Here is a 21,898-nt window from a genome sequence, read left to right as displayed (position 1 = left end):
GGTGAAAGAGGTTCCCCGCAGAGGAAGGGCTGGCTCAGAACAGAAGTCGGCCCTCAGAACGCTCAGGGGTGGTGGAGCAGGTAGGTTCCGCCTTTGAGGCAGGTGTCGACGACCCAGCCGTCGGCGATGAGGCCGGTGAGTGCCTCCCGCAGCGCGAGCCGCCAGCGACTGGCCAGCTCGGCGTCCTGACCGCGCAGGTCCTCGATGTCCGAGGGGAAGTCGAGGGTGACGAATTCGGTCTCCTTCGGCACCTCGCTGAGCAGAGGCGTTCCGTCCTCATCGGCGCGCAGGCAGGAGAAAGCCGAGCCAGGATCGGCGGTCGACACGCGTGCGGGCCGGTCGAGAGGCCAGGAGACCATCATGCGATCACTGGCCTGGCCGGAGTTCACTCCGTCGCGCATCTGGCCGTAGAAGTCCTCGAGGTATTCGACCATGGCGACACCGAGGCGCTGGAAGTTGAAGTAGGCGTTGCGCGCCACCAGCGGATCGAAAGTCCAGGTCATCTCCGTGATGCCGAGATTGAGACACCACAGACGCTGATGCAGCTTCATCGCCGATCCGGCACCGCGGCCGATGACCTGATGCCGCACGCCGGCGATGTGCGAATGCATGACAGTGCCGAGGGGCTGACCGAAGAAGCCGATTGTCACGCCGATCATCTCATCGGGTTCGTCGACGCTGTAAGCCGCGGAGACGTAGTTGCCGGCGTGCGCGAAGGCGATGATGAGGCTGGGTTCGAAGACGTTCGCACCCGTCTCGTCGACGTTCCAGACCTCGTCGAGCAGCAGGGACGCCCTGGCCGCCTCGGTGGGGGTGTGGATCTCCCGCACCTCGATGCCTGCGGTCTCGGCCGCGGCGGCGTACTCGTCCTCGGCCAGAGCAATGATCTCCGAGTCCACTGTTCTCAGTCCTGCGTTCGCTGTCATGGTGACATTGTGCCACCGAAGCGTACGGTCCGGCGGGCGCACACGGTCACGATTCGCACGCGGACCACGGGCCTCCCGCACCCCCTGAGCACAGGTATAGCCTGGAGGCATGAGCACTGCAGTCGCTGTCATCGGTGCCGGCACCATCGGCCGGTCGTTCGCCTATCTCTTCGCTCGCAGCGGATACACGGTGCGGGTCTTCGACCCCCGCGACGATCTCGCCGAGGTGGTCGCCGGGCTCCAGGCCGATGTCACCGCCGATGCGTCCGCCCGCGGCGAGGTGGCGTCGCAGGTCGGGACCGTCGAGGAGGCCGATACCGTCGAGGCCGCGGTCGACGGCGTGAGCTTCGTCCAGGAGTCCGGACCCGAGGACCCCGAAGCCAAACCGGCGCTGTTCTCCCAGATCGCCGAGGCGGCCCCCGCCGATGCCGTGCTCGCAACGTCCTCGTCGACGATCCCGGCATCATCCATCGCCGAGCACCTCGACGCTTCCGCGGCGCCGCGGGTCATCGTCGGTCACCCCTTCAACCCGCCGCACCTCATGCCGCTGGTCGAGATCGTGCCCTCTCCGGTGACCTCGGCGGAGACGGTCGCCTCCACGGTCGAGTTCTATCGCAGCTGCGGTCGTGAACCCGTTGTGCTCAAGAAGGAGGTCCGCGGCTTCGTCGGCAACCGCCTGCAGAATGCGCTGATGAGAGAAGCGATCTCGCTCGTCCAGAACGGGGTGGTCTCGGCACCCGATCTCGATGCGGTGATGAAGAATTCGCTGGGTCTGCGATGGTCGGCCGTCGGCCAGTTCGAAGGCATGCACTTCGGCGGAGGAACAGCGGGGATCCGCGGCTTCATGGACCATATCGGTCCCGCGTTCGCCGCGATCGACGATCTGCCCGTTGATGTCGATCCCGCGGCGATGGGCGAGGTCTTCGCGCAGGTGGAGCAGGCCTATGGGCCGGCCCCGACCGCGGCGGCCGCCGAGGCCCGCGATCGGATCCAACGGGCCGTGCTCGACGCGCGCGGCCTCGATCACTGACTTGCGGTGTACGACGGGATGGGCCGTGCGCGTCCGGTCCCGATCACTGGCGCCGAGCCCTCAGGCGCAGAGCTTCAGACCGCGGCCTGGTAGAAGTACGTGGTGCGCTCGGCGATGAGGCCGTCGGTGTCGAAGAGGAAGAAGTCGGCGAATCCCACCGAGGTCTCGGACCCGTCCTTGAGCCGGCCGTTGAACACGCCTCGGCTCGAGGCCCTGTCACCTTCGACGAGGATCTCCTGCAGGGAGTGCGCTCCGGATTCGATGACCCGCTCGCCGTGGTAGAAGTCCGTGATCTGCCGACCGACCATCGTCGGATAGCCGGGGCGGTCATAGCTGGCATCGGCGGCGAACAGTGCCGAAGTGGCGTCCGCGTCTCCTGCATCGACGGTGGTGTAGTAGCGCTTCACGAGTTCAGTCACACTGGCCATGCTCTTACCGTAGCAGTGTCGACCTGCTGATGATCGTCCGTCACACTGCAGAACGTTGCAGCGCAAGCCGTCGCTGGGCAGAACGTCGCAGCGCAATCCGTCGCAGCCCCCAATCGTCGCAGAGCAAGCGTACGCAGCGCACAGAGAGCGCCGGCGAACTGACAAGATGCTCAAGAAGTTGCCCCGGAGGTGATTGAGCGTTGCCGCCGCGGGGTTTCGGCCATAGCGTGGGAGGAGACTCCCGAGCCACCCCGAAGAGAAACGAGGACAGTCATGACCACCGTCTACCGCGTGACCAACCCGGCGACCGGCGAAGTCGCCGAAGAGTTCGCCACCGCCACCGATTCCGAGATCCTCGCCGCTCTCGACCGCTCAGCGACGACCTTCACCGAATGGAGCCGGACGCCCGTGGCCGAACGCGCCGCGATCCTCGCCCGCGTCGCCGAGATCTACTCCGAACGCGCCGAGGAGCTCGCTGAGGTCATCAAGCTCGAAATGGGCAAGGCCGTGCCCGAGGGCAAGGGCGAGGTCGGGCTGTGCAGCCTCATCTACAAGTACTTCGCCGACAACGCCGAGGCATTCATGGCCGATGAGCCCCTGCGCGGACCCAAGGACGCCACCGCGATGATCCGTCGCAAACCCGTGGGATCGCTGCTGGGCATCATGCCCTGGAACTTCCCCTATTACCAGGTCGCCCGCTTCGCCGCGCCGAACCTCGCCCTGGGCAACACGATCCTGCTCAAGCACGCCCCGCAGTGCCCGCGCTCGGCGCAGATCATGGAGGAGATCTTCATCGACGCCGGTCTGCCCGAAGGCGCCTACATCAACATCTATGCGAGCAACGAGCAGGTCGCCGACATCATCCTGCCCGATCCGCGCAACCACGGTGTGTCCCTGACCGGCTCGGAACGCGCCGGTGCGGCAGTGGCCGCCGAGGCGGGCAAGAACCTCAAGAAGGTCGTGCTCGAACTCGGCGGCTCCGACCCCTACATCCTGCTGGATTCCGAGGATGTGAAGGAGTCCGCGAAGACGTTCTTCAAGACCCGCATGGGCAACACAGGTCAGGCCTGCAACTCGCCCAAGCGCATGATCGTCATGGACGACCTCTACGACGACTTCGTCGCCTCCATCACCGAGGAGGCCAAGAAGAGAACCCCCGCCGACCCGGGCGAGGACGGCTCCCGCCTCTCGCCGCTGTCGTCGGTGGCCGCCGCCGACCGCTTCATCGAGCAGGTCCAGGACACCGTCAGTCAGGGAGCGACCCTGCTCGCCGGAGGCAAGCGCTACGAGGGCGGCGGCGCCTACGTCGAACCCGTCGTGCTCACCGATGTGAAGAAGGGGATGCGCGGCTACTACGAGGAGCTCTTCGGCCCGGCCATCATCGTCCACCGGGTCAGCAGTGAGGAAGAGGCCGTCGAGATGGCCAATGACACCCCGTTCGGCCTCGGCGCCGCTGTGTTCTCCCGCGATGTCGAGAGGGCCGAGCGCATCGGTGCCCAGATCGATGCGGGCATGGTCTTCCTCAACTCGCCCGAGGGCACCCGAGAGTACCTGCCCTTCGGCGGCGTCAAGCGCTCCGGCGTCGGACGTGAACTCGGACCGCTGGCCATGGACGAGTTCGTCAACAAACAGCTCGTGTACAAGCAGCACTGATGCGCCCAGCTCCCGACCGGTCGCACTGATCGGCACCGGTTCGGGCGGCTCCCTGCTGGACTGCCGGGCACCGCTCACTCAGGGCGCTGTTCCCTATCGGGGGACAGCGCCCTGATTGTATGCTGAGATGGTACACAGCTAACTCTCAGCGGGAGGTCTCCCCATGTCGGCACCGAAGCCGTCGACCCAGGTCAACGCCGCAGCCTCAAAAGGGATCATGCGGCCGGTCAACCGGTTCCTCGAACAATGGATCCCGTCGGCTCTGACCTTCGCCATCGTTCTCACCCTCATCGTCGCGGTCCTCGCGCTCATCTTGACCGATGCCGGCCCCGGCGAGGTCGTCATCGGCTGGGGTGATGGATTGGCCGGCCTGCTGGAGTTCATGACGCAGATGTCGCTGATCCTCCTGCTCGGCCACATCCTCGCCAACACCGGACCGGTGCGGAAACTGCTCGCCCGACTCGCCCGCGTACCGGGCAACCCGACCTTCGCCTACGTCTTCGTGTTCCTCGTCGCCGCGCTCGCCAGCCTCATCACCTGGGGACTCGGCCTCGTCGTCGGGGCGCTGCTGGCGCGCGAGATCGCAGTCCAGTCGCGCGAACGCGGGATCAAGGTCCACTTCCCGCTGCTGGTGGCCGCCGGCTACTCGGGATTCGTCGTCTGGCATATGGGGTACTCGGGCTCCGGTCCGCTGACCGCGGCGACCCCGGACTCCTTCCTCTCCGAGTCCCTGCGCGGGAAGACGGTGCCCGTGACCGAGACGATCTTCTCCGGGTGGAACATGCTCGCCGTCCTCGGCGTCATCGTCGTCTGCGGCCTCCTCTTCCTCCTCATCGCACCCAAGCCCGGGGCACCGGTCTACGAACTGCCCGCCTCGGTGACCTCGGAGAAGCAGACCGAAGTCGACGAGGAGGTCATCACCCCTGCCGACCGCATCGACGCCTCACGCATCCTCACCCTCATCGTCGGCCTCGCCCTCGTCGTCTACCTGGTCATCCACTTCGCCCAAGGCGGGGGACTGACGCTGGACATCGTCAACTGGTCGTTCCTTGCGCTCATCCTGCTGCTCGTGCGCAACCCGTTCGAGCTCATCCACCTGACGAAGGAGGCCGCCTCCAACGTCGGTGAGATCCTCCTGCAGTTCCCGCTCTACGCCGGAATCCTCGGCATCATGTCCACCACCGGTCTCATCGCCGTGTTCTCCGACGCTCTCGTCTCGATCGCCAGTCCCACCTCGTTCGGTGTCCTCGCGCTGCTCTCGGCCGGTCTGGTCAACTTCTTCGTCCCCTCCGGAGGCGGCCAGTTCGCCGTGCAGGGTCCGATCATGCTCGATGCCGCGAATCAGCTCGGCGTCGACCCGTCGATCGCGATCATGGCCGTGTCCTACGGCGATCAGTGGACGAATATGCTGCAGCCGTTCTGGGCCCTGCCGGTGCTCGCGATCGCCGGTCTGAAGATGCGCGACATCCTCGGCTACACGGTCGTCACGTTCCTCGGCTCGGGGGCGGTGATGGCTCTGGCGCTCTTCCTCGTCTCTCTGTGACGCCCGCCTTGTGACTGCTGCCGAGCCCGGTGGGACAGGCGCAACCTCCCCTGTGCAGTGCGACCGCCCGGGAAAGTGACCGTAAGTGTCTCTGTGGTAACCTCCACTGTTGGCCGTCCCCTGAGCGAGGGAGGCCGTCGAGGTTCGAACCCTCCACTACGCAACAATCGTTGATCATGCCCGGTTGCGCATGCTGTCCGACCGGGACCGATGCCACGACGCCACCGCGTCCGGATAAGGAGCAGAAACATGTCAGCATCAGTCGATAGATCTCTCAGCGGGTCGAAGGGAGACGCCAAAGCCTCGCTGCCGCCTGTGAACAAGCGGGTCTTCATCGCCGCGGCGATCGGCACCCTGGCCATCACCGTGTGGGCGCTGATTGCTCCATCCAATGCAGAATCGGTGCTCGGCGCCGTGGTCGGGTGGACCTCCGACTGGTTCGGATGGTTCTACGTCCTGCTCGTTCTGGCCGTGCTCGTGTTCGTCATCTACCTCGCGGCCTCCCGCTACGGGAACACGAAGCTCGGACCCGAGCATTCGAAGCCTGAGTTCGGGCTCGTGGCCTGGGCCTCGATGCTCTTCGCCGCCGGCATCAGCACCGACCTCATGTTCTTCGCCGTGGCTGAGCCGGTCACGATGTACCTCGCCCCGCCGAGCACCGAGCCGGAGTCCGTCGACGCAGCTCGGGAAGCGACTGTGTGGGCGCTGTTCCACTATGGCCTCAGCGGTTGGGGACTCTATGCACTCATGGGCATGGCCCTGGCGTACTTCGCTTACCGGATGAACATGCCGCTGGCGATCCGCTCGGCACTGGCCCCGATCTTCGGCAAACGCGTGCAGGGCACTCTGGGCGAGACCGTCGACCTGGCCGCCCTGCTGGGAACGATCTTCGGTGTGGCCACCTCGTTGGGAATCGGCGTGGTCATGGTCAACGTCGGCCTCAACACGGTCTTCGGCGTACCCATCGGCGTCGGCACTCAAGTCGGAATCGTCGTCGTCGGCGTCGGCGTCGCGACGCTGTCAGCTGTCTCGGGCGTCGACAAGGGCATCAAATTCCTGTCGATCCTCAATGTGGTGCTTGCGATCGGGCTGAGCCTGTGGGTGCTCGTGGCCGGCAATACGAAGTTCCTGCTCAATGCCCTCGTGCTCAACGTCACCGACTTCATCCGCCTGTTCCCGAACATGGCCGGACAGACCTTCGCATTCGAGGACACGGGCACCTGGATGACCGATTGGACTCTGTTCTTCTGGGCCTGGTGGATCGCCTTCGCCTCGTTCGTCGGGCTCTTCCTCGCCCGCATCTCCCGCGGCAGGACCATCCGCCAGTTCGTGCTCGGCACCCTGACCATTCCGTTCATCTACATCTTCATGTGGATGTCGATCTACGGGAACTCGGCGCTCGACCTCATTCGCAGCGGCGACAAGGAATTCGGCGAGAAGACCATGCTCAACCCCGAGGGCGGGTTCTACGAACTGCTGTCGAACTACCCGGCGTTCGCCTTCATCGCCGGTCTGGCCACGCTCACGGCGCTGCTGTTCTACGTCACCACTGCGGACTCCGCGGCCCTGGTGATGGCGAACCTGTCGTCGAACCTGCGCAATCCGCAGGAGGACGGCCGTGCCGGACTGCGCATCTTCTGGGCCCTGGCGACCGGTGCCCTGACCGTGGCGATGCTGCTCGTCGGCGGCATCGGCGCCCTGCAGAATGCGACGGTGATCATGGGTCTGCCCTTCGCCTTCGTCGTCATCCTCGTCATGATCGGCCTCTACAAGGCGCTTCGGGTCGAAGCGAACAGGGTCGACAGCGTCGACACGAGCCTGCCCGCCTCGCTGGCCCGCCGCTCCCGCGGGCCCGGGAACGAGACCTGGCAGAGGCAGCTCGGACGGGTGCTGTCCTTCCCGAACGCCTCGCGGGCCCGCGAGTTCGAACAGCAGGTCCTCATCCCGACCCTCGACGAGGTGGCCGCGGAGATGGAGGACCGCGGCATCAGCTCCCGCTGCGGTCGCGTCGATTCCGAGGGAGCGTTCGTCGACGACGGCGAACTCATCCAGTTCGAGGTCGACGGCGCAGGGGAGTTCCCGTTCCGGTACCAGATCTGGCCGCACAAGGTCAGTGTTCCCTCGTTCGGCGGGGTCGTCCCGCGCGGCACCGAGGACTACTACCGCATGGAGGTCTATCTCGACGGCGGCGCCGGCCAGGGCTACGACATCATGGGCTACTCGAAGGAGCAGATCATCGATGACGTGCTGGACAAGTACGAACGCCACGTCGAGTTCCTGCAGCTGCAGGAGAACATCGCCCACGGAGAGGACTGAGGCCCTCAGCCGGCGAGCACCTGTCGCAGGGTGCGGGCGACCGACAGGGCGGTGAGCCCGCTTGTGGCGGGGTTCTCCGGACTCGGCGTCGACCGGATGTCGAAGGCGAACTCGCCTGCGGCACCGGCGGCGCGGATCCGGTGAGTCGATCTGCTCTGCCCGGCGACAGCGTGGAGCTCGACCCGCACCCGGCGCAGGGAGGCCGCGAGCAGAGCGGCGTCGCTGCGGGAGGAGGCACTGCTCTGATCGGTGACGCTGTCCGCATCGGTGGCAGTGTCTGCGCCGGTTCCGATGTCCGGCAGCCCGCGCGTGGCCCACGCCAGCGCCACCGCGATATTGACGTTCGCGGGAAACTTCTCGATCGCCTCGGCGGGGTCGCCGGCGAAGACCGTCAGCGGACCGTCCTCGGGACGAAGCTCGCGCAGCCTGTCGGCCTCTGCTGTGGTCATCCACGGTCGGATCAGACCCGTGGCCTCCTTCGACGTGGTGATCTCGACCGTGTCGAGCGCATCGGCCTGCGCTGCGGCTTCGAGCACGTCGAGACCGCCGATGGCGCCATTGGTCACCAGCAGTCGACCGGGTCCGGCGAGGAGACCCGCGCGTGTATCGGGATCGGCCAGCGCTCCCACGCTCGTGAGGACCAGGGGCCGGCCCGCGACGACGACGGCCGGACCGAGCTCGGCGGCGGCCGGCACTCCGGCGCATTCGACGACGACATCGAAACCGGCGAACAGCCTCGGCGAGGGTGACTCGGTCACCGTCTCGGACAAGCGATCCGATGGTGCACCGGAACGGTCGGAGAGGGCGGCCAGGTCGACGATCTCAGCGCCGTGGTTCGGACGATCCGCGTGTTTGGACGGATCGGAGACGAGGGCAGTCAGGTGCACAGTCCCGGCTCCGAGTTCGGGCGCGAGCAGCTGAGCGACATGGCGACCGATGGCGCCGAATCCGAGGAGCAGCACAGTGGTCATGGCCGCACCCTAGCCGAGCCGGCTGACAGTCGGGTCAGTGCGACGCGATACGGTTGCAGGATGGACGAGGAACCACAGGCGAACGCAGGCGGCGCAGTGGTCGGCGAGGACGGGAAGGCCCGCACCCCCTGGGCCTACGGTGATCCGATGCTGCTGAGCTACTACGACACCGAATGGGGCATGCCGATCCACGACGAGGCCGGACTGTTCGAACGCATGAGCCTCGAAGGCTTCCAGGCCGGCCTGTCCTGGCTGACGATCCTGAAGAAGCGGGAGCGATTCCGCGAGGTCTTCGCCGGGTTCGACCCCGAGGCCGTCGCCGAATTCGGTGAGCCCGAGGTCGATCGGCTGCTCGGCGATGCCGGGATCATCCGTCACCGCGGCAAGATCGCAGCCTGCATCAACAACGCCGCACGCGTGCTCGAACTGCGGGACGAGGGCGGGCTCGACGAATTCCTCTGGTCGTTCCAACCCGCCGAGACTCCGCGACCGCGCACCGTCGCCGAGATCCCGACCACCGGAGCGGAGTCCGAAGCGCTGTCGAAGGCGCTGAAGAAGAAGGGGTTCCGCTTCGTCGGACCAACCACGATGTATGCGCTCATGGAGGCTATCGGAATGATCGACACCCATCTGCTCGACTCCCACCGCCGAGGTGCCTCCGGGGTGTGGTCGGCATGAACGACATCCGTGTCTCCGCGCTCGTCCTCCTCCATCCGCACAGGGAGGAGCTGCTCATGGTCCGCAAAGCCGGCACCACCTCGTTCATGCTCCCCGGCGGCAAACCCGAGTCGGGGGAGTCCGCCGAGGAGACCATCGTGAGGGAGATCGAGGAGGAGCTCGGGCTCGGACTGCGTCCGGATCGGCTGCGGGCTTTGGGCACCTTCACCGCCGTTGCTGCGAACGAGGCCGACCACCGGGTCATCGGCGATGTGTTCTGCTATGAGGGTCTTCCGGACCGGTTCGACGTCGACGACATCCGGCATCTGGCCGAGATCGCCGAAGCCGGATGGTTCCCCATCGACCCGCTGCCCGCGGACACCGCCGCCCGTCAGTTCGCCCCGCTGACCCGTGACCAGGTGATCCCCGCGCTGCATGCCGCCGGCCGGCTCGCGGGCTGAATCGCGAGGTCCACTGAGGCCTGCGGGCCGAAGCCGAAGTGCGGCTGAAGCCCCGCAAACCGGTGAGCCGCGAGGTCGGTGAGCCCGAGGTCGGTGAGTCTCGGCCGGGCGTCTGCAGAGGGCAGCGCTGCGGGCGGCACCGTCATCAGCCCATGCGACGCTGGAACTCGAGGTCGAGTGCGAACAGATGGAGCGCATGCACCAAGGCGAGAGCGGCGATGAGGAAGCTGAGGACGATGTCGAAGACGCCGAAGTCCGTGAGCGCCGGCGGACTGATGTAGCCAGGGGACTGCAGGAGTGTGCAGCCGATGACGACCGACCCGGTGAGGATGGCGATGAGCCCGGGGACCGTTGTTCTCCCGGCCGTCGCCAGGCACAGCAGGCCGGTGGTCAGGAGCAGCACGAAGAGAGCGAAGACATCGACGCCGCGACCGATGACGAGGACTTCCTGCCAGAGGTTGCCGTAGGTGGTCGTGCTCTCGGCCGCGGGGGAGTAGTAGGGGAAGAACGACGCGGTGATGACCAGCAGAGACAACGGTCCGTAGAAACGGGCGTAGACGGAGTTCGTCCTGCGGATCCGGGCAGTGAGTTCTTCGACTCTGGTGGTGCGTTCGGATGCGACCGTCGACGGTCCTTCGTTCTGGGGCTTCACTGCCGGCTGCTTTCGAGATCCCCGGTGCCGGGAATGAGCGCGGCAAGGCCGACGATGGGTGACGTTGTCTTGCCGGAGCCGGCGATGGGTGACGATGCCAGGACGACGAGTGCACGTCGGAACGGCATGAGCATCGGAGTCCTCCAATCACGGGATGAGCAGAGCAGGCGAGACGAGCAGAATGAGAATGGGCGCGCTCGCAGACGGTTAGCCGAAGTTGAGTGCACCGGCAGCCGAAACATATTCTGGAAATTTACAGCCGGGTGTTAGGCAGGAACAAGGAATAGGTGAGACTCAACCGCCATGCCCGCCAAATTTCACGCAATCGCACAACAGGTTCTAATTCCGATTGTGCTTTTCAGCCGGATTTGTGCGAACTCGGAACCGAATGCTCGGAATTGCCGCTCTCCTGCGCCGCACGCCCGAGGCTGTATGAGAGCTCCTGCAGGCACTCACGGAGCTCTGGGCTGTCGACGACGGTGAAATCGAGGTCCAGCCGCGCCAAGGACAGAGCCATGGTCAACACGTTCTGCCCGCCGATGGTCACCAGCGAACGTTCGCCATCGAGGGGTTCGACCGTCCCTTCGGCGGAGGCGAGCCTCGGCGTCACCTCGGAGGCCGGTGCATCGACGATGACCGTGGCCGAGTGCCGCCAGCGGCGGCCGGAGATGTGCCTCTCGACGTACTCGCCGATGTCCTCGGCAGGGAGCGGGCGAGGTTCGAAGCGGGGACCGCTCGGGGTCTTCGGCGAGATGCGTTCGGCGAGGAAGATCCGCCAATCGCCGGCGTCGGGGTCGAAAGTGAGCAGGTACCAGCGGTGCTGGCGGTTGACGACCCGATAGGGCTCGACCTCGAGGTGGGTCTCCCTCTCCTCTGCGCGGGCGACGGGGCCGTCGCTGTGATAGACGAAGCGCAGGCGTTCGCGGCGGTGGCAGTGGTCGATGAGTATGACGATGAGATTCGGATCGACGATCGGCATCGGCTGATTCCCTGCGACGGGAACGGTGAAGTGCGCGAGGTTGTGCACCCGGGCGCGCACCGCGGCGGGGAGGATGTTCTCGAGCTTGGCCAATGCTCGCGCCGACGTCTCTTCCATACCGCCGATGATGCAGCTCAGTCCCGAATGCAGACCGACGGCGACAGCCACCGCTTCATCGGAGTCGAGCAGCAGAGGAGGGACGGCCGAGCCGTAGGGGGCGAGCCGGTAGCCGCCCTCGTTTCCGCGTGTGCCTTCGATGGCGTAGCCGATTTCGCGCAACGCCCCGATATCGTTCCGGACGGTGCGCGGACTCACGCCCAGACGATCTGCCAACTCCCCGCCCGACCAGGTGCGGGGCACCATCAGCAGTGACAATAACCCGAGCATCCGTGCTGCAGTCTGTGACATCTTCAGCTGTCTTCCGACGTTTAGGAAGACCTCCTGCCTGATCTCAGAATAGCATCGTGCAGATAATTTCGGGGCTGGTCGAAACAAAGAGGTGGCCGCCCAGAATTCGGAGGAACAAAGAGGTTTATGCGAAATCAGCAGAATACTCATATTGTTTCGGCTCCTGCGAATCCGGATCCTGCGAATCCGGAGTCGGAGTTCGTCATCCGTGATTATCTCGGTCTCTATTCGTCTGCGCGGAAGAGGGACAAGGGCTGGATCCTCGATGAGATCATGATCCTCACGGGCTGGTCGCGTGATCATGCACGGCGTCGTCTCGCTCAGCTTGCCGCCAGCGAGGACGGCAGCGGGCCGGCAGTGGATGGGGCGACCGGCCCGCAGCTGAGGTGCTGCAAGTATTCGGCCGAATCCCGCGCCCTGCTCGTCAGGGTCTGGGAGTGGTCTGGATATCAGAGCGGCAAGTACCTCGCTGCGGTGATGCCCTCTCTGCTCGACGCGGCGGAGCGACATGGGGCACTGGTGCCCGGACGCGACGGGTACAGCAGGCAGGTCCGTGCCGAACTGCTGTCGGTCAGTCCGGCTTCGATCGACCGGTATCTGCGCACCGCCCGGGGCAGCGACTGCTTCGAACGCAGGGTGTCGACGAAGCGGTCCACCAATCCCAGTGTGGGGTTTCTCGACCTCGCTTCCGGGGCGAACGAGGCGGAGCCGGGCTTCTTCCTGGTCGACACCATCGCCCACGCGGGCCCGACCCGGCCGCGCAACTGCCTCTTCACCATCAACGCCACGTGTCTGCACACGGGATGGGTCTTCACCCGCAGTCTTGCGGACAATGATGCCCGTGCCACCGTGGACCTGCTGGCGTGGTCGCTCGATGAAGTCCGCGGCATCCCCTTCTGGGTGAATGCGATCGAGCTGAGCAACGAGGCGGCTGCCGTCCACGAGGCGGTCGGTCAATGGGCCGATGGCCTGGACATCCACTTCAGTCCCGTGTTCAAGGATCATCGCCGTGATCGCCTGCCCGAGGCCTCGCGCCATCAGCATCTCGTCCACGAATACGGCAGCATCCGCCGCTATGACACGGATGAGGCCAGATCCGCACTCAATGAGCTGTGGCGGACTGTCGGTGACCGTCTCAACTACTTCACCCCTACGCGCAAGCCCGTCGGGTGGGAGGATGACGGTCGCGGCGGGCACCGGCGCATCTACGACGAGCCGAGCACGCCGTTCCAGCGGCTGCGGGCCGCCGGAGTGATGTCGCCGAGGCAGGAGGATGAGCTCATCGAGTATGCGAACGAGCTCGATCCGGCGTCGCTGACCGAGGAGATCGTGTTCTGGCAGAAGCGGTTGCGGGAACTGGCGGCCTGACAGCGACGAGGCTGAGTGGAATGGATGTCGTAACCTCGGACTATGAGCTCTGTTCCCCACAGCCAGCGGACCTACACCCCGGCCCTGCTGGGCCTGGTGTGGTCCGCCATGTTCGGATTCTCTGCCTTCTTCTTCAGCTATTCGACGATGGTCACCATCGCCGCGGCGAACGGACTCTCAACGGTCACCGGCGGTTCCGTGCTGACGACGATGATGATCGGCGTCATCGCCGCTCAGCCCTTCGCGCCATGGGCCGGGCGAGTGTTCGGGTTCAAGGGATCGCTGCTGTTCGCGATCGTCCTGCAGTTCCTCGGTCAGCTCCTCGGCCTGTTCGTCGCCCCGGCCCTGCTGGCGCTCGTGCTGGCAGGCGTCTGCGGAGGTCTCGGCTTCGGACTCTTCGTCGTCCTCGCCAATGCGGCAGTGCCTGCGACGACGCCGGCGGGTCGGATCGGCAAGGCGCTCGGGTTCTTCGGCGGGATCACCTCGTTGGCGGCAGCCGTCGGCGCGCCATTGGGACTGTGGTTGGTGGAGACGATCCCGATCTGGATCTTCCGAGTCATCGTCTGCGCCTGCCTGCTGCTGGCCGTGCCCACGGTGGTGAAGTTCGTGCCCGGCCGGTCGCCTCGGCGGGAGAACAGGGAAACGGACGCGTCGAATGCCGATGACGATGTCAGCATTCGATCCGGACGCAATGAGCAGCGGAGCCTGCGGTGGGCGGGGCGCCGGGCGGGCGAGGTCCTCGGCCTCGTCCTCATGCTCTCACCGTTCCTCGTCGGCATGGTCGTCTTCGGGCTCATCGTCGGCTTCGGCCCGGGTGAGGACGTCGCCGGAGCGGCTCTATTCATTGCGGCCATGCAGGTCTCGGCGGTGATCGGGCGCTTCGTCGCCGGTGCTGTCGCCGACAGCTTCCCGCCCTTCGCTCTCAACGTCCTCGGCCTCGCGCTCGCCGCGATCGGTCTGGTCTGCGCCGTGGTGCTCTACGGTGGGTTCCTGTTCGTGGCCATGTTCATCATCGGCTTGGGGCTCGGCACCATGCAGTCGGCGAGCCTCGTCATGGCCTTCGCCGCGGTCTCTTCGCCCAGCCGCGCCAGCGTCGCCTGGAACATGAACTTCGACGTCGGTCTCGCCATCGCCGGTGTGCTCGGCGGCATAGGCTTCACCTACCTCGGTTCCGCGTCGACGTTCCTGCTCTGTGCGCTGCTGCTGATGCTGGCCGGCGCGCTGTCGTGGATCGCCCGGACCGTGGAGTCGCGGCGCCTGCAACGCAGCTGAGGGGTGCGGCGGATGGCTCGCAGAAGGAGGAGCCAACCTCTGGGAGGGCGGCGAGCTGTCGGATGAACGGCGGTCGGCGACCGGACTCGATCAGTGCTGCTCGGCATCGTCGTCCAACCGGCCCAACAGTCCGGCTGCGGCCCGCGTATAGTCGTCGATCCAGCGATCTGATCGGCAGGGGAGCCAACGCCAGCCGTCGGGCTCGCCCGACTCTGCGGCCGGTGAGCAGCTCCGCCCGCTCGAGCACTCGAATATGCTGCAGAACGGTGGTGCGATCGAGAGCGGGAAAGGCTGGCCAGGACTCTGGTGGAGATCACGGAGAGGTCGTGGAAGCTCACCGAAGGCGGAGCGCAGGGGGCATTCGGCAACTGCATGGGCTGGACCGGGATGCTGTCGGCGCTCAAGGTCTGGATCGAACACGGGATCAACCTCCGCGAGGGCTACTACAGTTAGTCCTCGCGATTGTGCGCCTTTTCTGCCGGAGGTGGAGTTCGCGCGCCTCGGGGACTCCGGGCCCGGAGTCCGCGCAGCTCAGGGACGAGCACTGCGGCGACGGCGGCGAGGAAGATCAGCTGCAGGACGGTGCGCGGGAGGAGCGTGTCGTCCCAGGGCGGATCCTCTGCGCTGAGGGCCAGATGCACATTCGCCGGAAACATGAGAAGGAGCATCAGGCCCAGTCCGATCGCTGCCCAGATGCGCGTCGGACGAAGGAGGAGCCCTGCGGCGCCGAGGACCTCGAGGATCCCGGTGATTGTCACGAGTGCCGCAGCGGCCGGAAGCCAGGGAGGGACCATGGCGATGAGAGACTCGCGCATGCCCACGAAGTGAGAGATGCCCGTGACGGTGAACATCACTGCCAGACCCCACCGGATCGCCACCGGCCAGGGCTTGAGTCCTGGCCGGGCCAGATGCCCGATGGCGCGGACGAGTGCGGTGGTCAGCAGCAGGAACAGCAGCGGTGCCACGAAGTCCTCCCGGAGCAGTGCTGAAACGGATGACAAAAGCTTGTCACTGACAAGATTGGCATCTCGAGAGTATCTTGTCAATGAAAAGTTTGCTCGGGTAGGATCGGAGTGTGACGTATCATCATGGGGATCTGCGGCGGGCGCTGCTGGCGCAGACCGCCTCGGCGATCGCCGAGGACGGCGTGGCGAGGCTGAGCATGCGTGCCCTTGCGAAGCGTGCCGGTGTCTCGAATGCGGCGCCGACCTATCATTTCGGCGACAAGGCCGGGCTGCTCACCGCACTCGCGGCAGAGGGGTTCGACCTCTTGGCCGAGGCGATGGCCGATGCCGGCGACGGCCAGGGGCACGTGGCGCGAGGGGTCGCCTATGTGGAGTTCGCGCTGAGGTGTCCCTCGCATTTCACGGTCATGTTCCAGCCGCGGCTGCTCCACGACGATGATCCGGAGCTCGTGGCCGCTCGGCAGCGAGCGTGGGGCGCGCTCTCGGTCGGGGTCGATGAGGTCCGGTCGGGACCGGATGCCGACTTCGGAGTAGCCTCCTGGTCGCTCGTCCATGGCTATGCCACCCTCGTACTCAGCGGGGCGATCGAGCCCGACGATGCGCTCAGGCAGGCTCGCGCCGTGGCGGCCCATCTGGTGTCGGAGGCAGACGGACGAACCTGAGTCCGCGGATCGGTGATCTGTTTGGGCCCTCGGCTCAGCCGCCGGTCTGCATCCGAGGAGTCAGCGACCCGTCGACTTCTTCTGCCCCGGCTCGAGGCCATGGGAGTTGCGGCTGAAGAATGCTCCGATGATGCCGAGGATCCCGACGCTGGCGGCGACGAAGAACGCGACATTCGCTCCGTGGATGGGACCGGCTGCACCGTAGGTCTCGGGATCGCGCGCCGCGGAGGCCATGATCGTCACCAGGGCAGCTGTGCCGACCGAAGCGGCGATCTGGCGCATGGTGTTGTTGAGCGCGGTGCCGTGCGGGATGAGATGCGAGGGCAGCTGGTTCAGTGCCGCCGTGGTCACCGGCATCATCACCATGGCCACGCCGAACATCCGTACGGTGTTGACGATCGCGAGGTAGAGGAACGAGGTGTCGGGCTCCAGGCGGGCGAACATGAACGTCGTGCCCGTGAGCAGAGCGAAGCCGGGCACGGCCAGCCACCTCGCGCCGATCGCATCGAAGACGCGACCGGTCACCGGTGACATCAGTCCCATCACGACTGCGCCCGGCAGCAGGGCCAGGCCAGATTCCATGGCCGAGAACGTGTTCATGTTCTGCATGTACAGCGGCAGGACCATCATGCCGCCGACCATGACGATGAACACGCACATGCCGAGCAGGGTGTTGAGGGTGAACATGCGATAGCGCAGGATGCGGAACTCGAGGATCGGCTGCTCGAGCTTGAACTGGCGGAGGATGAAGAGCGTCAGTGCGATGGCTCCGATGACCAGGGGGACGAGCACCTCGCCGCTGACCCATCCGGCGTCACCGGCGGTGCCGAAGCCGAAGAGCAGGCCGCCGAAGCCGAGTGTGGAGAGGATGATCGAGAGGACGTCCAGGCGCGGGAAGGTTCTCTCGGTGACGTTCTTGAGCATGAAATAGGCGATGACGAGGTCGATGATCGCAATCGGCAGCATCATGTAGAACAGGGTCTGCCAGGGCAGGTGGTCGACGATCCAGCCCGAGAGGCTGGGGCCGATGGCCGGGGCGAAGGCGATGACGAGGCCGAATGTGCCCATGGCCGAGCCGCGCTTATCCACCGGGAAGATCGCGAACAGGATCGTCTGCATCAGCGGCATGATGATGCCGCCGGCCGAGGCCTGGATGACGCGTCCGATGAGCATCACCGGATAGACCGGAGCGATCGCGCAGATGAGCGTGCCGACGATGAACAGCCCCATGGCAGTGAAGAACAGGCCGCGCGTGGTGAACTTCTGGATGAGGAACGCGGTGACCGGGATCATGATGCCGTTGACGAGCATGAAGCTCGTCGTCACCCACTGAGCGGCGCCGGCGGTGATCTCGAAGTAGTGCATGAACGCCGGCAGGGCGGTGTTGAGCAGGGTCTGATTGAGGATGATGACGAACGCGCCGGAGACGAGGACGGCGAGGACGATGTTCCGGTTGATCGGGGCGCCCTCTGCTGCGTTCTGCTGGCTGCTGTCTCCGTTCGTCAATGGCATCCCCTCGCCCGTTCATTCGCTGCGTATCGTCTCTCAGGCCAGCGGCGACGGCTTCACACCGATCCGCTGATCCGGCCCCTCATTGCGCACAGAATTTCAATTCCCAAGTTATATAACTGTCTCATGCAGTCTAACGCACGGCCCCCGCCGAGGCGGCCCCGGGTTGGTGTGATTTCGTCAACGTCGATGCCTCAGTGGAGGGCGTCGGCACGCGGGCGGGTTTCGAAGGAAGAAGGCGGAGCTCTGCGTTGCGCAGATGGGGGAGGGCGCGGTGCGCGGTCGCAGCCATTCCGTTCAGCCATGCCTCGGTGATCTGCAGGACATCCCCATGTGCCACGAGGACGATGTCCGAGGGCGCATTCGCGCGCAGCAGCTCTTCCACCAGGCTGCGTGTGCGGAGCGCGACCTCGGCCGGCGTCTCGACCCCGGACGGAAGGGGGCCGCCATGCGTATCCGCGGCCCATACCCCGTCGTAAAGAGCGGAGGAGCCTCCTTCGAGCGATCCGAAGTCCCGCTCTCGCAGGCGGGTGTCGACGCGGGGCTCGCCCGTGCCCCAGATCTCTGCGGCGATCTCAGCGGTCTCCCGTGCGCGTGCGAAGTCGCTCGTGACGACGAGTGCATCGACCGCAATCGGATTCGCTCGCGCGCTGGCGGCGGCCTGTTCTCGGCCCAGCTCGGTCAGCTTCGCCCAGACGAACGCCTCGGTACCCGGACGGCTGACGATGATGCCCTCCTGATTGGCACGACTCTCGCCGTGTCGCAGCGCCCAGAGCCTTGAGGCGCCGTTCTGTCCATTCGACAATGCTGATCAGCTCCTGACGTGTCGGTTCTGCTTTCGACGGTTCGGTGCTCGGCCGTCTCTTGCGTGAGTATGGCGTGGGGATGAATTCTCGTGCAGCCCGTGGATCTCGCCCCGCGACCGCTTGTGCGGCTCGCTTTCGCCAGTGTAGCGTTTAAATCGATTTAACAGCCTGGTTTTCGGGACGTTGTGCGTCCCGAAGCGCGCTCAGAGACGACGAGGTGGCAGGACATGAATTTCGACGGCTTCGACAGCCCCAAGACCAAACGATTCCAACGGAAGGTGACTCTCCTTTCTGCAGGCGGAACCTTTCTCGACGGATTCGACCTGACCGTCATCGCAGTCGCTCTCCCCATGATCGCCAATGAATGGGACGTCGGTGCCTGGGAGAAGTCGCTGATCACCAGCTCGGCGATCATCGGCTCATTCATCGGCGCTGCCGTGCTCGGCAATCTCACCGACCGGTTCGGACGCAAGGCGATGTACGTCATCGACCTGCTCGCCTTCGTCATCTTCGCGGCGCTGACCGCGTTCTCCCAGGACGTCTGGCAGCTCATCATCTTCCGGTTCCTGCTCGGCGTCGGGATCGGAGCCGACTATCCGATCTCCGCGACCATCGTCTCCGAATTCGCCTCCAAGAAAGGGCGAGGGAAGCTCTCCACTTCCCTCGGCGCAATGTGGTTCGTCGGTGCTGTCGTCGCCTATCTCGTCGGACTCGCAGTGCTGCCGCTGGGAGACTTCGCCTGGCGCGCGCTGCTGCTGGTGGGAGCGGTCTTCGCGCTCGTCGTCTTCATCTTCCGCGTGCAGCTCCCCGAATCGCCGCGCTGGCTCCTCGCGCACGGGCGAGTCGAAGACGCCAAGAACGTCGTCGAAAAGGTCACCGGCGTGCGCCCGACCCAGGCGGAGATCGCGGTCGACGACCAGCCCAAGCCGGGAGAGTCCGCGAAGCTCTTCGTCGGCATTCAGCGCCGACGCACCCTTTTCGTCTGCGGGTTCTGGTTCTGCTACGCCACCGCCTACTACGGAATCTCGATGTACACACCGACCATTCTGGAGCCGTTCACCAGCGGCTCCCACGTCAGTGTGATCATCGGGTCCGGAGTCATCGCGCTCCTCGGGCTGGCCGGTTCCGTCATCGGCATGAACCTCGTCGACTCCTGGGGACGGCGTCCGCTCATCATCACATCGTTCGCCGGTCTCACAGCCGCCCTCATCGTGCTGGCATGCGTTGTTGGGCCGAGCTTCGGCTTCCTCGTCGTTCTGTTCAGCATCGCCGTCCTGTTCGCGAACTCCGGCGGCGGCATCCTCAACTTCGTCTACCCGACCGAGCTCTTCCCGACATCTCTGCGGGCGACGGGATCGGGCCTGGCGACCTCGGTGAGTCGCATCGGATCGATTCTGGGCGTGCTGGCGTTTCCGAACCTTGTAGCTGCGTGGGGGAACAACGCGGCGCTCTGGGTATTCGCCGCCGTCGGCGCGGCCGGTCTGCTGATCTGCGTGTTCATGGCTCCGGAGACGAAGAACCGCAGCCTGGAAGAAATCAACCTCGAGGAGGCCGCCCGTGTCTGAGCAGAACAGTCTCCCAGTGGTGACCTCGGTCGAATCGACGCTGGTCCCCGGCGAAGAGCGACCGTACCGTCGGCTGCACCGCGGCCCGGGCGAGCCTCACCACGAGCGCCGAGACCTGATGCCGGAGGGCTCGGTCGGAGAATCGAGAGCCGATGAGAGGTCGATGGCCGGACTCATCCATTTCACCGACTTCCAGATCGCAGATCTCGCCTCTCCGAGCAGAGTGGAGTTCCTCCAGCGGCTCGTCGGGGAGAAGGACTGGGAGCGGATGCTGCCCGCGTATCGCCCACAGGAATTCATGTTGGCCCAGGCGATCGAACTCATCGTGCGCAGCATGAATGCCTTCGCCGCGGAGGATCCCGAGAGGTGGGCTCTCGCGCTCACAACCGGCGATAACACTGACTCGGCACAGCACAATGAACTCACCACGTTCCTCAGCTGTCTCGAGGGCGGGCGGATCGAACCCGCCGTCGGCACCCGGGGATTCTCCGATGCCCCCGTGGGCCTGGGCGACGACCATTACTACAATCCGGAGCCGTGGTCGGAGGACGTCTGGAAGTCAAGCCTCGGTCTGCCCACGTATCCCGGCGCAGTCGCCGCCTCGGCGCAGCCGTTCGACGCCGTCGGCCTGAAGGTTCCCTGGCTGAGCTGCTTCGGCAATCACGACTGCCTCGTGCAGGGACGTGCCGCACGACCGGAGGGCTACGACGAGATCCTCACCGGTCCGTCCAAACCGGTCGACCGTCCCGCAGACGCTCCGAGCGGTGACAAGCTCTCCGCCTATGTCGAGGACCCCACATGGGTGTCGACTGGCCGCGCTGACGAGATAGAAGCGCGGGACGACCGCCGAATGGTCTCGAAGCGGGAGTACATCGAACAGCACCTCGCCGCTCCCGGGACGCCGAGCGGCCACGGCTTCACCGCGGACAACCTCGCCACAGGGCATGCCTACTATGTCTACGACGGGCTTCCCGGGATCAGGATGATCGTCTTGGACACCACCAATATCGCCGGTCACGTCGACGGCTGTGTCGACGATGCTCAATTCGCCTGGCTGGAAGAGAGACTGACCGAAGTGCACAGCCGCTATCGCGCGGTCGATGGGAGCACTGTGCAGGCGAACGGTGAGGATCGCATCGTCGTCATCGCCTCCCACCACGGCCTGTCGACGATGACGAATGACTTCGGTGGCGAAACGTCGCCTGACGGTGAGGAGAACGGAAAGCGTCACCTCGCCGCCGACGTCGAGGAGCTGCTCCATCGGTTCGGCAATGTTGCGCTGTGGCTCTCGGGCCACACTCACATCAACAAGATCACTCCGCGTCCGGGAGCGAGCGGCGGATTCTGGGAAGTGTCGACTGCGTCCATCGCAGAATGGCCGGTGCAGTTCCGAGGCATCGAGATCTTCGCCGGCGCCGAGGCGATCAGGGTGCGGACCACGATGGTGGATTCGCAGGTTCCGGCCGCGCCGGACGGCTCTCTCGATCTGGTCGATCTGGCGTCGTTGCATCGGGAGATCGGCGCAAACGATCCCGGCTCCGTCGGCGGTCTCCACGCGCAGGGCTCGCCGAACGACCGCAACCAGGATCTCCTTGTCCCGGTGTCGCCCGAGCTGCTGAGGTCCTTGGCTCGGGAATCGCGATGAGGCGAGAGTGCTTTCCGCCTGCTCCGCGGTGATGAGAAGATGAACCGTCGAGACGAGGAGGATGGAGTGGCATCAGGGCGCT

General features: G+C 65.6%; 21 protein-coding genes. 12 read left to right on the top strand and 9 right to left on the bottom strand.

The annotated features are described in order from the left end of the window. Positions 1–62: 62 nt before the first annotated feature. Positions 63–926, bottom strand: coding sequence for a hypothetical protein (locus IIE29_RS03545; protein ID WP_209323804.1), 864 nt, complete (start codon positions 924–926; stop codon positions 63–65). A gap of 109 nt (positions 927–1,035) precedes the next feature. On the opposite strand from IIE29_RS03545, the gene IIE29_RS03540 reads away from it, so the two are divergent. After that, positions 1,036–1,956 (top strand): 3-hydroxyacyl-CoA dehydrogenase NAD-binding domain-containing protein, encoded by a 921-nt coding sequence (locus tag IIE29_RS03540; RefSeq protein ID WP_209323803.1) that lies wholly within the window; start codon positions 1,036–1,038, stop codon positions 1,954–1,956. Positions 1,957–2,030: 74 nt separating this feature from the next. On the opposite strand, the gene IIE29_RS03535 is transcribed toward IIE29_RS03540, so the two are convergent. Further along, positions 2,031–2,384 carry a nuclear transport factor 2 family protein gene (locus IIE29_RS03535; protein WP_209323802.1) on the bottom strand — a complete coding sequence of 118 codons (354 nt, stop codon included), beginning with the start codon at positions 2,382–2,384 and terminating at the stop codon, positions 2,031–2,033. Between the two features lie 273 nt (positions 2,385–2,657). Here IIE29_RS03535 and IIE29_RS03530 point away from each other — a divergent pair, with 273 nt between their 5' ends. The 3 genes from IIE29_RS03530 (at position 2,658) to betT (ending at position 7,896) form a co-directional block, all read left to right on the top strand. After that, entirely contained in the window at positions 2,658–4,037 is a 1,380-nt protein-coding gene (locus tag IIE29_RS03530) for an NAD-dependent succinate-semialdehyde dehydrogenase (protein WP_209323801.1), read from the top strand. 163 nt (positions 4,038–4,200) lie between these two features. Next, positions 4,201–5,580, top strand: coding sequence for a short-chain fatty acid transporter (locus IIE29_RS03525; protein ID WP_209323800.1), 1,380 nt, complete (start codon positions 4,201–4,203; stop codon positions 5,578–5,580). A gap of 249 nt (positions 5,581–5,829) precedes the next feature. Beyond that, complete coding sequence (gene betT, locus IIE29_RS03520) at positions 5,830–7,896, top strand: choline BCCT transporter BetT (RefSeq protein WP_209323799.1); 2,067 nt, start codon at positions 5,830–5,832, stop codon at positions 7,894–7,896. Positions 7,897–7,901: 5 nt separating this feature from the next. On the opposite strand, the gene IIE29_RS03515 is transcribed toward betT, so the two are convergent. After that, positions 7,902–8,867 carry an aspartate dehydrogenase domain-containing protein gene (locus tag IIE29_RS03515; protein WP_209323798.1) on the bottom strand — a complete coding sequence of 322 codons (966 nt, stop codon included), beginning with the start codon at positions 8,865–8,867 and terminating at the stop codon, positions 7,902–7,904. 60 nt (positions 8,868–8,927) lie between these two features. Between IIE29_RS03515 and IIE29_RS03510 the strand changes: the two genes are divergently transcribed. Together IIE29_RS03510 and IIE29_RS03505 are read left to right on the top strand one after the other, a co-directional pair. After that, positions 8,928–9,545, top strand: coding sequence for a DNA-3-methyladenine glycosylase I (locus IIE29_RS03510; RefSeq protein ID WP_209323797.1), 618 nt, complete (start codon positions 8,928–8,930; stop codon positions 9,543–9,545). Beyond that, positions 9,542–9,985, top strand: a complete 444-nt coding sequence (locus tag IIE29_RS03505; protein ID WP_209323796.1) for an NUDIX hydrolase — start codon at positions 9,542–9,544, stop codon at positions 9,983–9,985. The genes IIE29_RS03510 and IIE29_RS03505 overlap by 4 nt, the downstream gene beginning before the upstream one ends. 145 nt (positions 9,986–10,130) lie before the next feature. Here the strand turns inward: IIE29_RS03505 and IIE29_RS03500 are convergent, their stop codons facing one another. The 3 genes from IIE29_RS03500 to IIE29_RS03490 form a co-directional block, all read right to left on the bottom strand. After that, positions 10,131–10,637 carry a hypothetical protein gene (locus tag IIE29_RS03500; RefSeq protein WP_209323795.1) on the bottom strand — a complete coding sequence of 169 codons (507 nt, stop codon included), beginning with the start codon at positions 10,635–10,637 and terminating at the stop codon, positions 10,131–10,133. Next, positions 10,634–10,771, bottom strand: a complete 138-nt coding sequence (locus IIE29_RS03495) for a hypothetical protein (RefSeq protein ID WP_209323794.1) — start codon at positions 10,769–10,771, stop codon at positions 10,634–10,636. Before IIE29_RS03495 ends, IIE29_RS03500 begins: the two co-directional genes overlap by 4 nt. A gap of 224 nt (positions 10,772–10,995) precedes the next feature. Next, entirely contained in the window at positions 10,996–12,024 is a 1,029-nt protein-coding gene (locus IIE29_RS03490) for a helix-turn-helix transcriptional regulator (RefSeq protein WP_209323793.1), read from the bottom strand. 126 nt (positions 12,025–12,150) lie between these two features. On the opposite strand from IIE29_RS03490, the gene IIE29_RS03485 reads away from it, so the two are divergent. From IIE29_RS03485 to IIE29_RS03475, 3 genes are all read left to right on the top strand, one after another. Next, the gene (locus IIE29_RS03485) at positions 12,151–13,392 is read left to right on the top strand and encodes an integrase (RefSeq protein WP_209323792.1); all 1,242 of its coding nucleotides are present in this window, start codon (positions 12,151–12,153) and stop codon (positions 13,390–13,392) included. A 42-nt stretch (positions 13,393–13,434) separates the two neighbouring features. Then, on the top strand, positions 13,435–14,664 hold the full coding sequence (locus IIE29_RS03480; RefSeq protein ID WP_209323791.1) for an MFS transporter: 1,230 nt from the start codon (positions 13,435–13,437) through the stop codon (positions 14,662–14,664). Between the two features lie 306 nt (positions 14,665–14,970). Beyond that, entirely contained in the window at positions 14,971–15,117 is a 147-nt protein-coding gene (locus tag IIE29_RS03475; protein ID WP_343071774.1) for an SRPBCC family protein, read from the top strand. Here the strand turns inward: IIE29_RS03475 and IIE29_RS03470 are convergent. Beyond that, complete coding sequence (locus IIE29_RS03470; protein WP_209323790.1) at positions 15,114–15,629, bottom strand: DoxX family protein; 516 nt, start codon at positions 15,627–15,629, stop codon at positions 15,114–15,116. The two genes, IIE29_RS03475 and IIE29_RS03470, sit on opposite strands and share 4 nt — an antisense overlap. Positions 15,630–15,739: 110 nt before the next feature. On the opposite strand from IIE29_RS03470, the gene IIE29_RS03465 reads away from it, so the two are divergent. Then, on the top strand, positions 15,740–16,291 hold the full coding sequence (locus IIE29_RS03465; protein WP_209323789.1) for a TetR/AcrR family transcriptional regulator: 552 nt from the start codon (positions 15,740–15,742) through the stop codon (positions 16,289–16,291). Positions 16,292–16,351: 60 nt separating this feature from the next. Here the strand turns inward: IIE29_RS03465 and IIE29_RS03460 are convergent, their stop codons facing one another. Further along, complete coding sequence (locus IIE29_RS03460) at positions 16,352–17,803, bottom strand: MDR family MFS transporter (protein WP_209323788.1); 1,452 nt, start codon at positions 17,801–17,803, stop codon at positions 16,352–16,354. 130 nt (positions 17,804–17,933) lie between these two features. Next, positions 17,934–18,605, bottom strand: coding sequence for a histidine phosphatase family protein (locus IIE29_RS03455; RefSeq protein WP_246475661.1), 672 nt, complete (start codon positions 18,603–18,605; stop codon positions 17,934–17,936). A 228-nt stretch (positions 18,606–18,833) separates the two neighbouring features. Between IIE29_RS03455 and IIE29_RS03450 the strand changes: the two genes are divergently transcribed. Together IIE29_RS03450 and IIE29_RS03445 are read left to right on the top strand one after the other, a co-directional pair. Next, a complete protein-coding gene (locus IIE29_RS03450; protein ID WP_209323787.1) occupies positions 18,834–20,171 on the top strand; it encodes an MFS transporter in 1,338 nt (445 codons plus the stop codon). Further along, positions 20,164–21,816, top strand: coding sequence for a TIGR03767 family metallophosphoesterase (locus IIE29_RS03445; RefSeq protein WP_209323786.1), 1,653 nt, complete (start codon positions 20,164–20,166; stop codon positions 21,814–21,816). The genes IIE29_RS03450 and IIE29_RS03445 overlap by 8 nt, the downstream gene beginning before the upstream one ends. Positions 21,817–21,898: the final 82 nt, after the last annotated feature.

Source organism: Brevibacterium renqingii, assembly GCF_017808095.1.
Taxonomy (GTDB): Bacteria; Actinomycetota; Actinomycetes; order Actinomycetales; family Brevibacteriaceae; genus Brevibacterium; species Brevibacterium renqingii.
Note: the sequence above shows the minus strand (reverse complement) of the source record. Positions and strands in the feature narration are given on the sequence as shown.

Coding starts and splice junctions, on each gene's coding strand:
- IIE29_RS03540 (WP_209323803.1), top strand. CDS start 1,036: ATGAGCACTGCAGTCGCTGTCATCGGTGCCGGCACCATCGGCCGGTCG.
- IIE29_RS03545 (WP_209323804.1), bottom strand. CDS start 926: ATGACAGCGAACGCAGGACTGAGAACAGTGGACTCGGAGATCATTGCT.
- betT (WP_209323799.1), top strand. CDS start 5,830: ATGTCAGCATCAGTCGATAGATCTCTCAGCGGGTCGAAGGGAGACGCC.
- IIE29_RS03450 (WP_209323787.1), top strand. CDS start 18,834: ATGAATTTCGACGGCTTCGACAGCCCCAAGACCAAACGATTCCAACGG.
- IIE29_RS03510 (WP_209323797.1), top strand. CDS start 8,928: ATGGACGAGGAACCACAGGCGAACGCAGGCGGCGCAGTGGTCGGCGAG.
- IIE29_RS03515 (WP_209323798.1), bottom strand. CDS start 8,867: ATGACCACTGTGCTGCTCCTCGGATTCGGCGCCATCGGTCGCCATGTC.
- IIE29_RS03505 (WP_209323796.1), top strand. CDS start 9,542: ATGAACGACATCCGTGTCTCCGCGCTCGTCCTCCTCCATCCGCACAGG.
- IIE29_RS03460 (WP_209323788.1), bottom strand. CDS start 17,803: ATGCCATTGACGAACGGAGACAGCAGCCAGCAGAACGCAGCAGAGGGC.
- IIE29_RS03530 (WP_209323801.1), top strand. CDS start 2,658: ATGACCACCGTCTACCGCGTGACCAACCCGGCGACCGGCGAAGTCGCC.
- IIE29_RS03535 (WP_209323802.1), bottom strand. CDS start 2,384: ATGGCCAGTGTGACTGAACTCGTGAAGCGCTACTACACCACCGTCGAT.
- IIE29_RS03495 (WP_209323794.1), bottom strand. CDS start 10,771: ATGCTCATGCCGTTCCGACGTGCACTCGTCGTCCTGGCATCGTCACCC.
- IIE29_RS03525 (WP_209323800.1), top strand. CDS start 4,201: ATGTCGGCACCGAAGCCGTCGACCCAGGTCAACGCCGCAGCCTCAAAA.
- IIE29_RS03480 (WP_209323791.1), top strand. CDS start 13,435: ATGAGCTCTGTTCCCCACAGCCAGCGGACCTACACCCCGGCCCTGCTG.
- IIE29_RS03485 (WP_209323792.1), top strand. CDS start 12,151: ATGCGAAATCAGCAGAATACTCATATTGTTTCGGCTCCTGCGAATCCG.
- IIE29_RS03490 (WP_209323793.1), bottom strand. CDS start 12,024: ATGTCACAGACTGCAGCACGGATGCTCGGGTTATTGTCACTGCTGATG.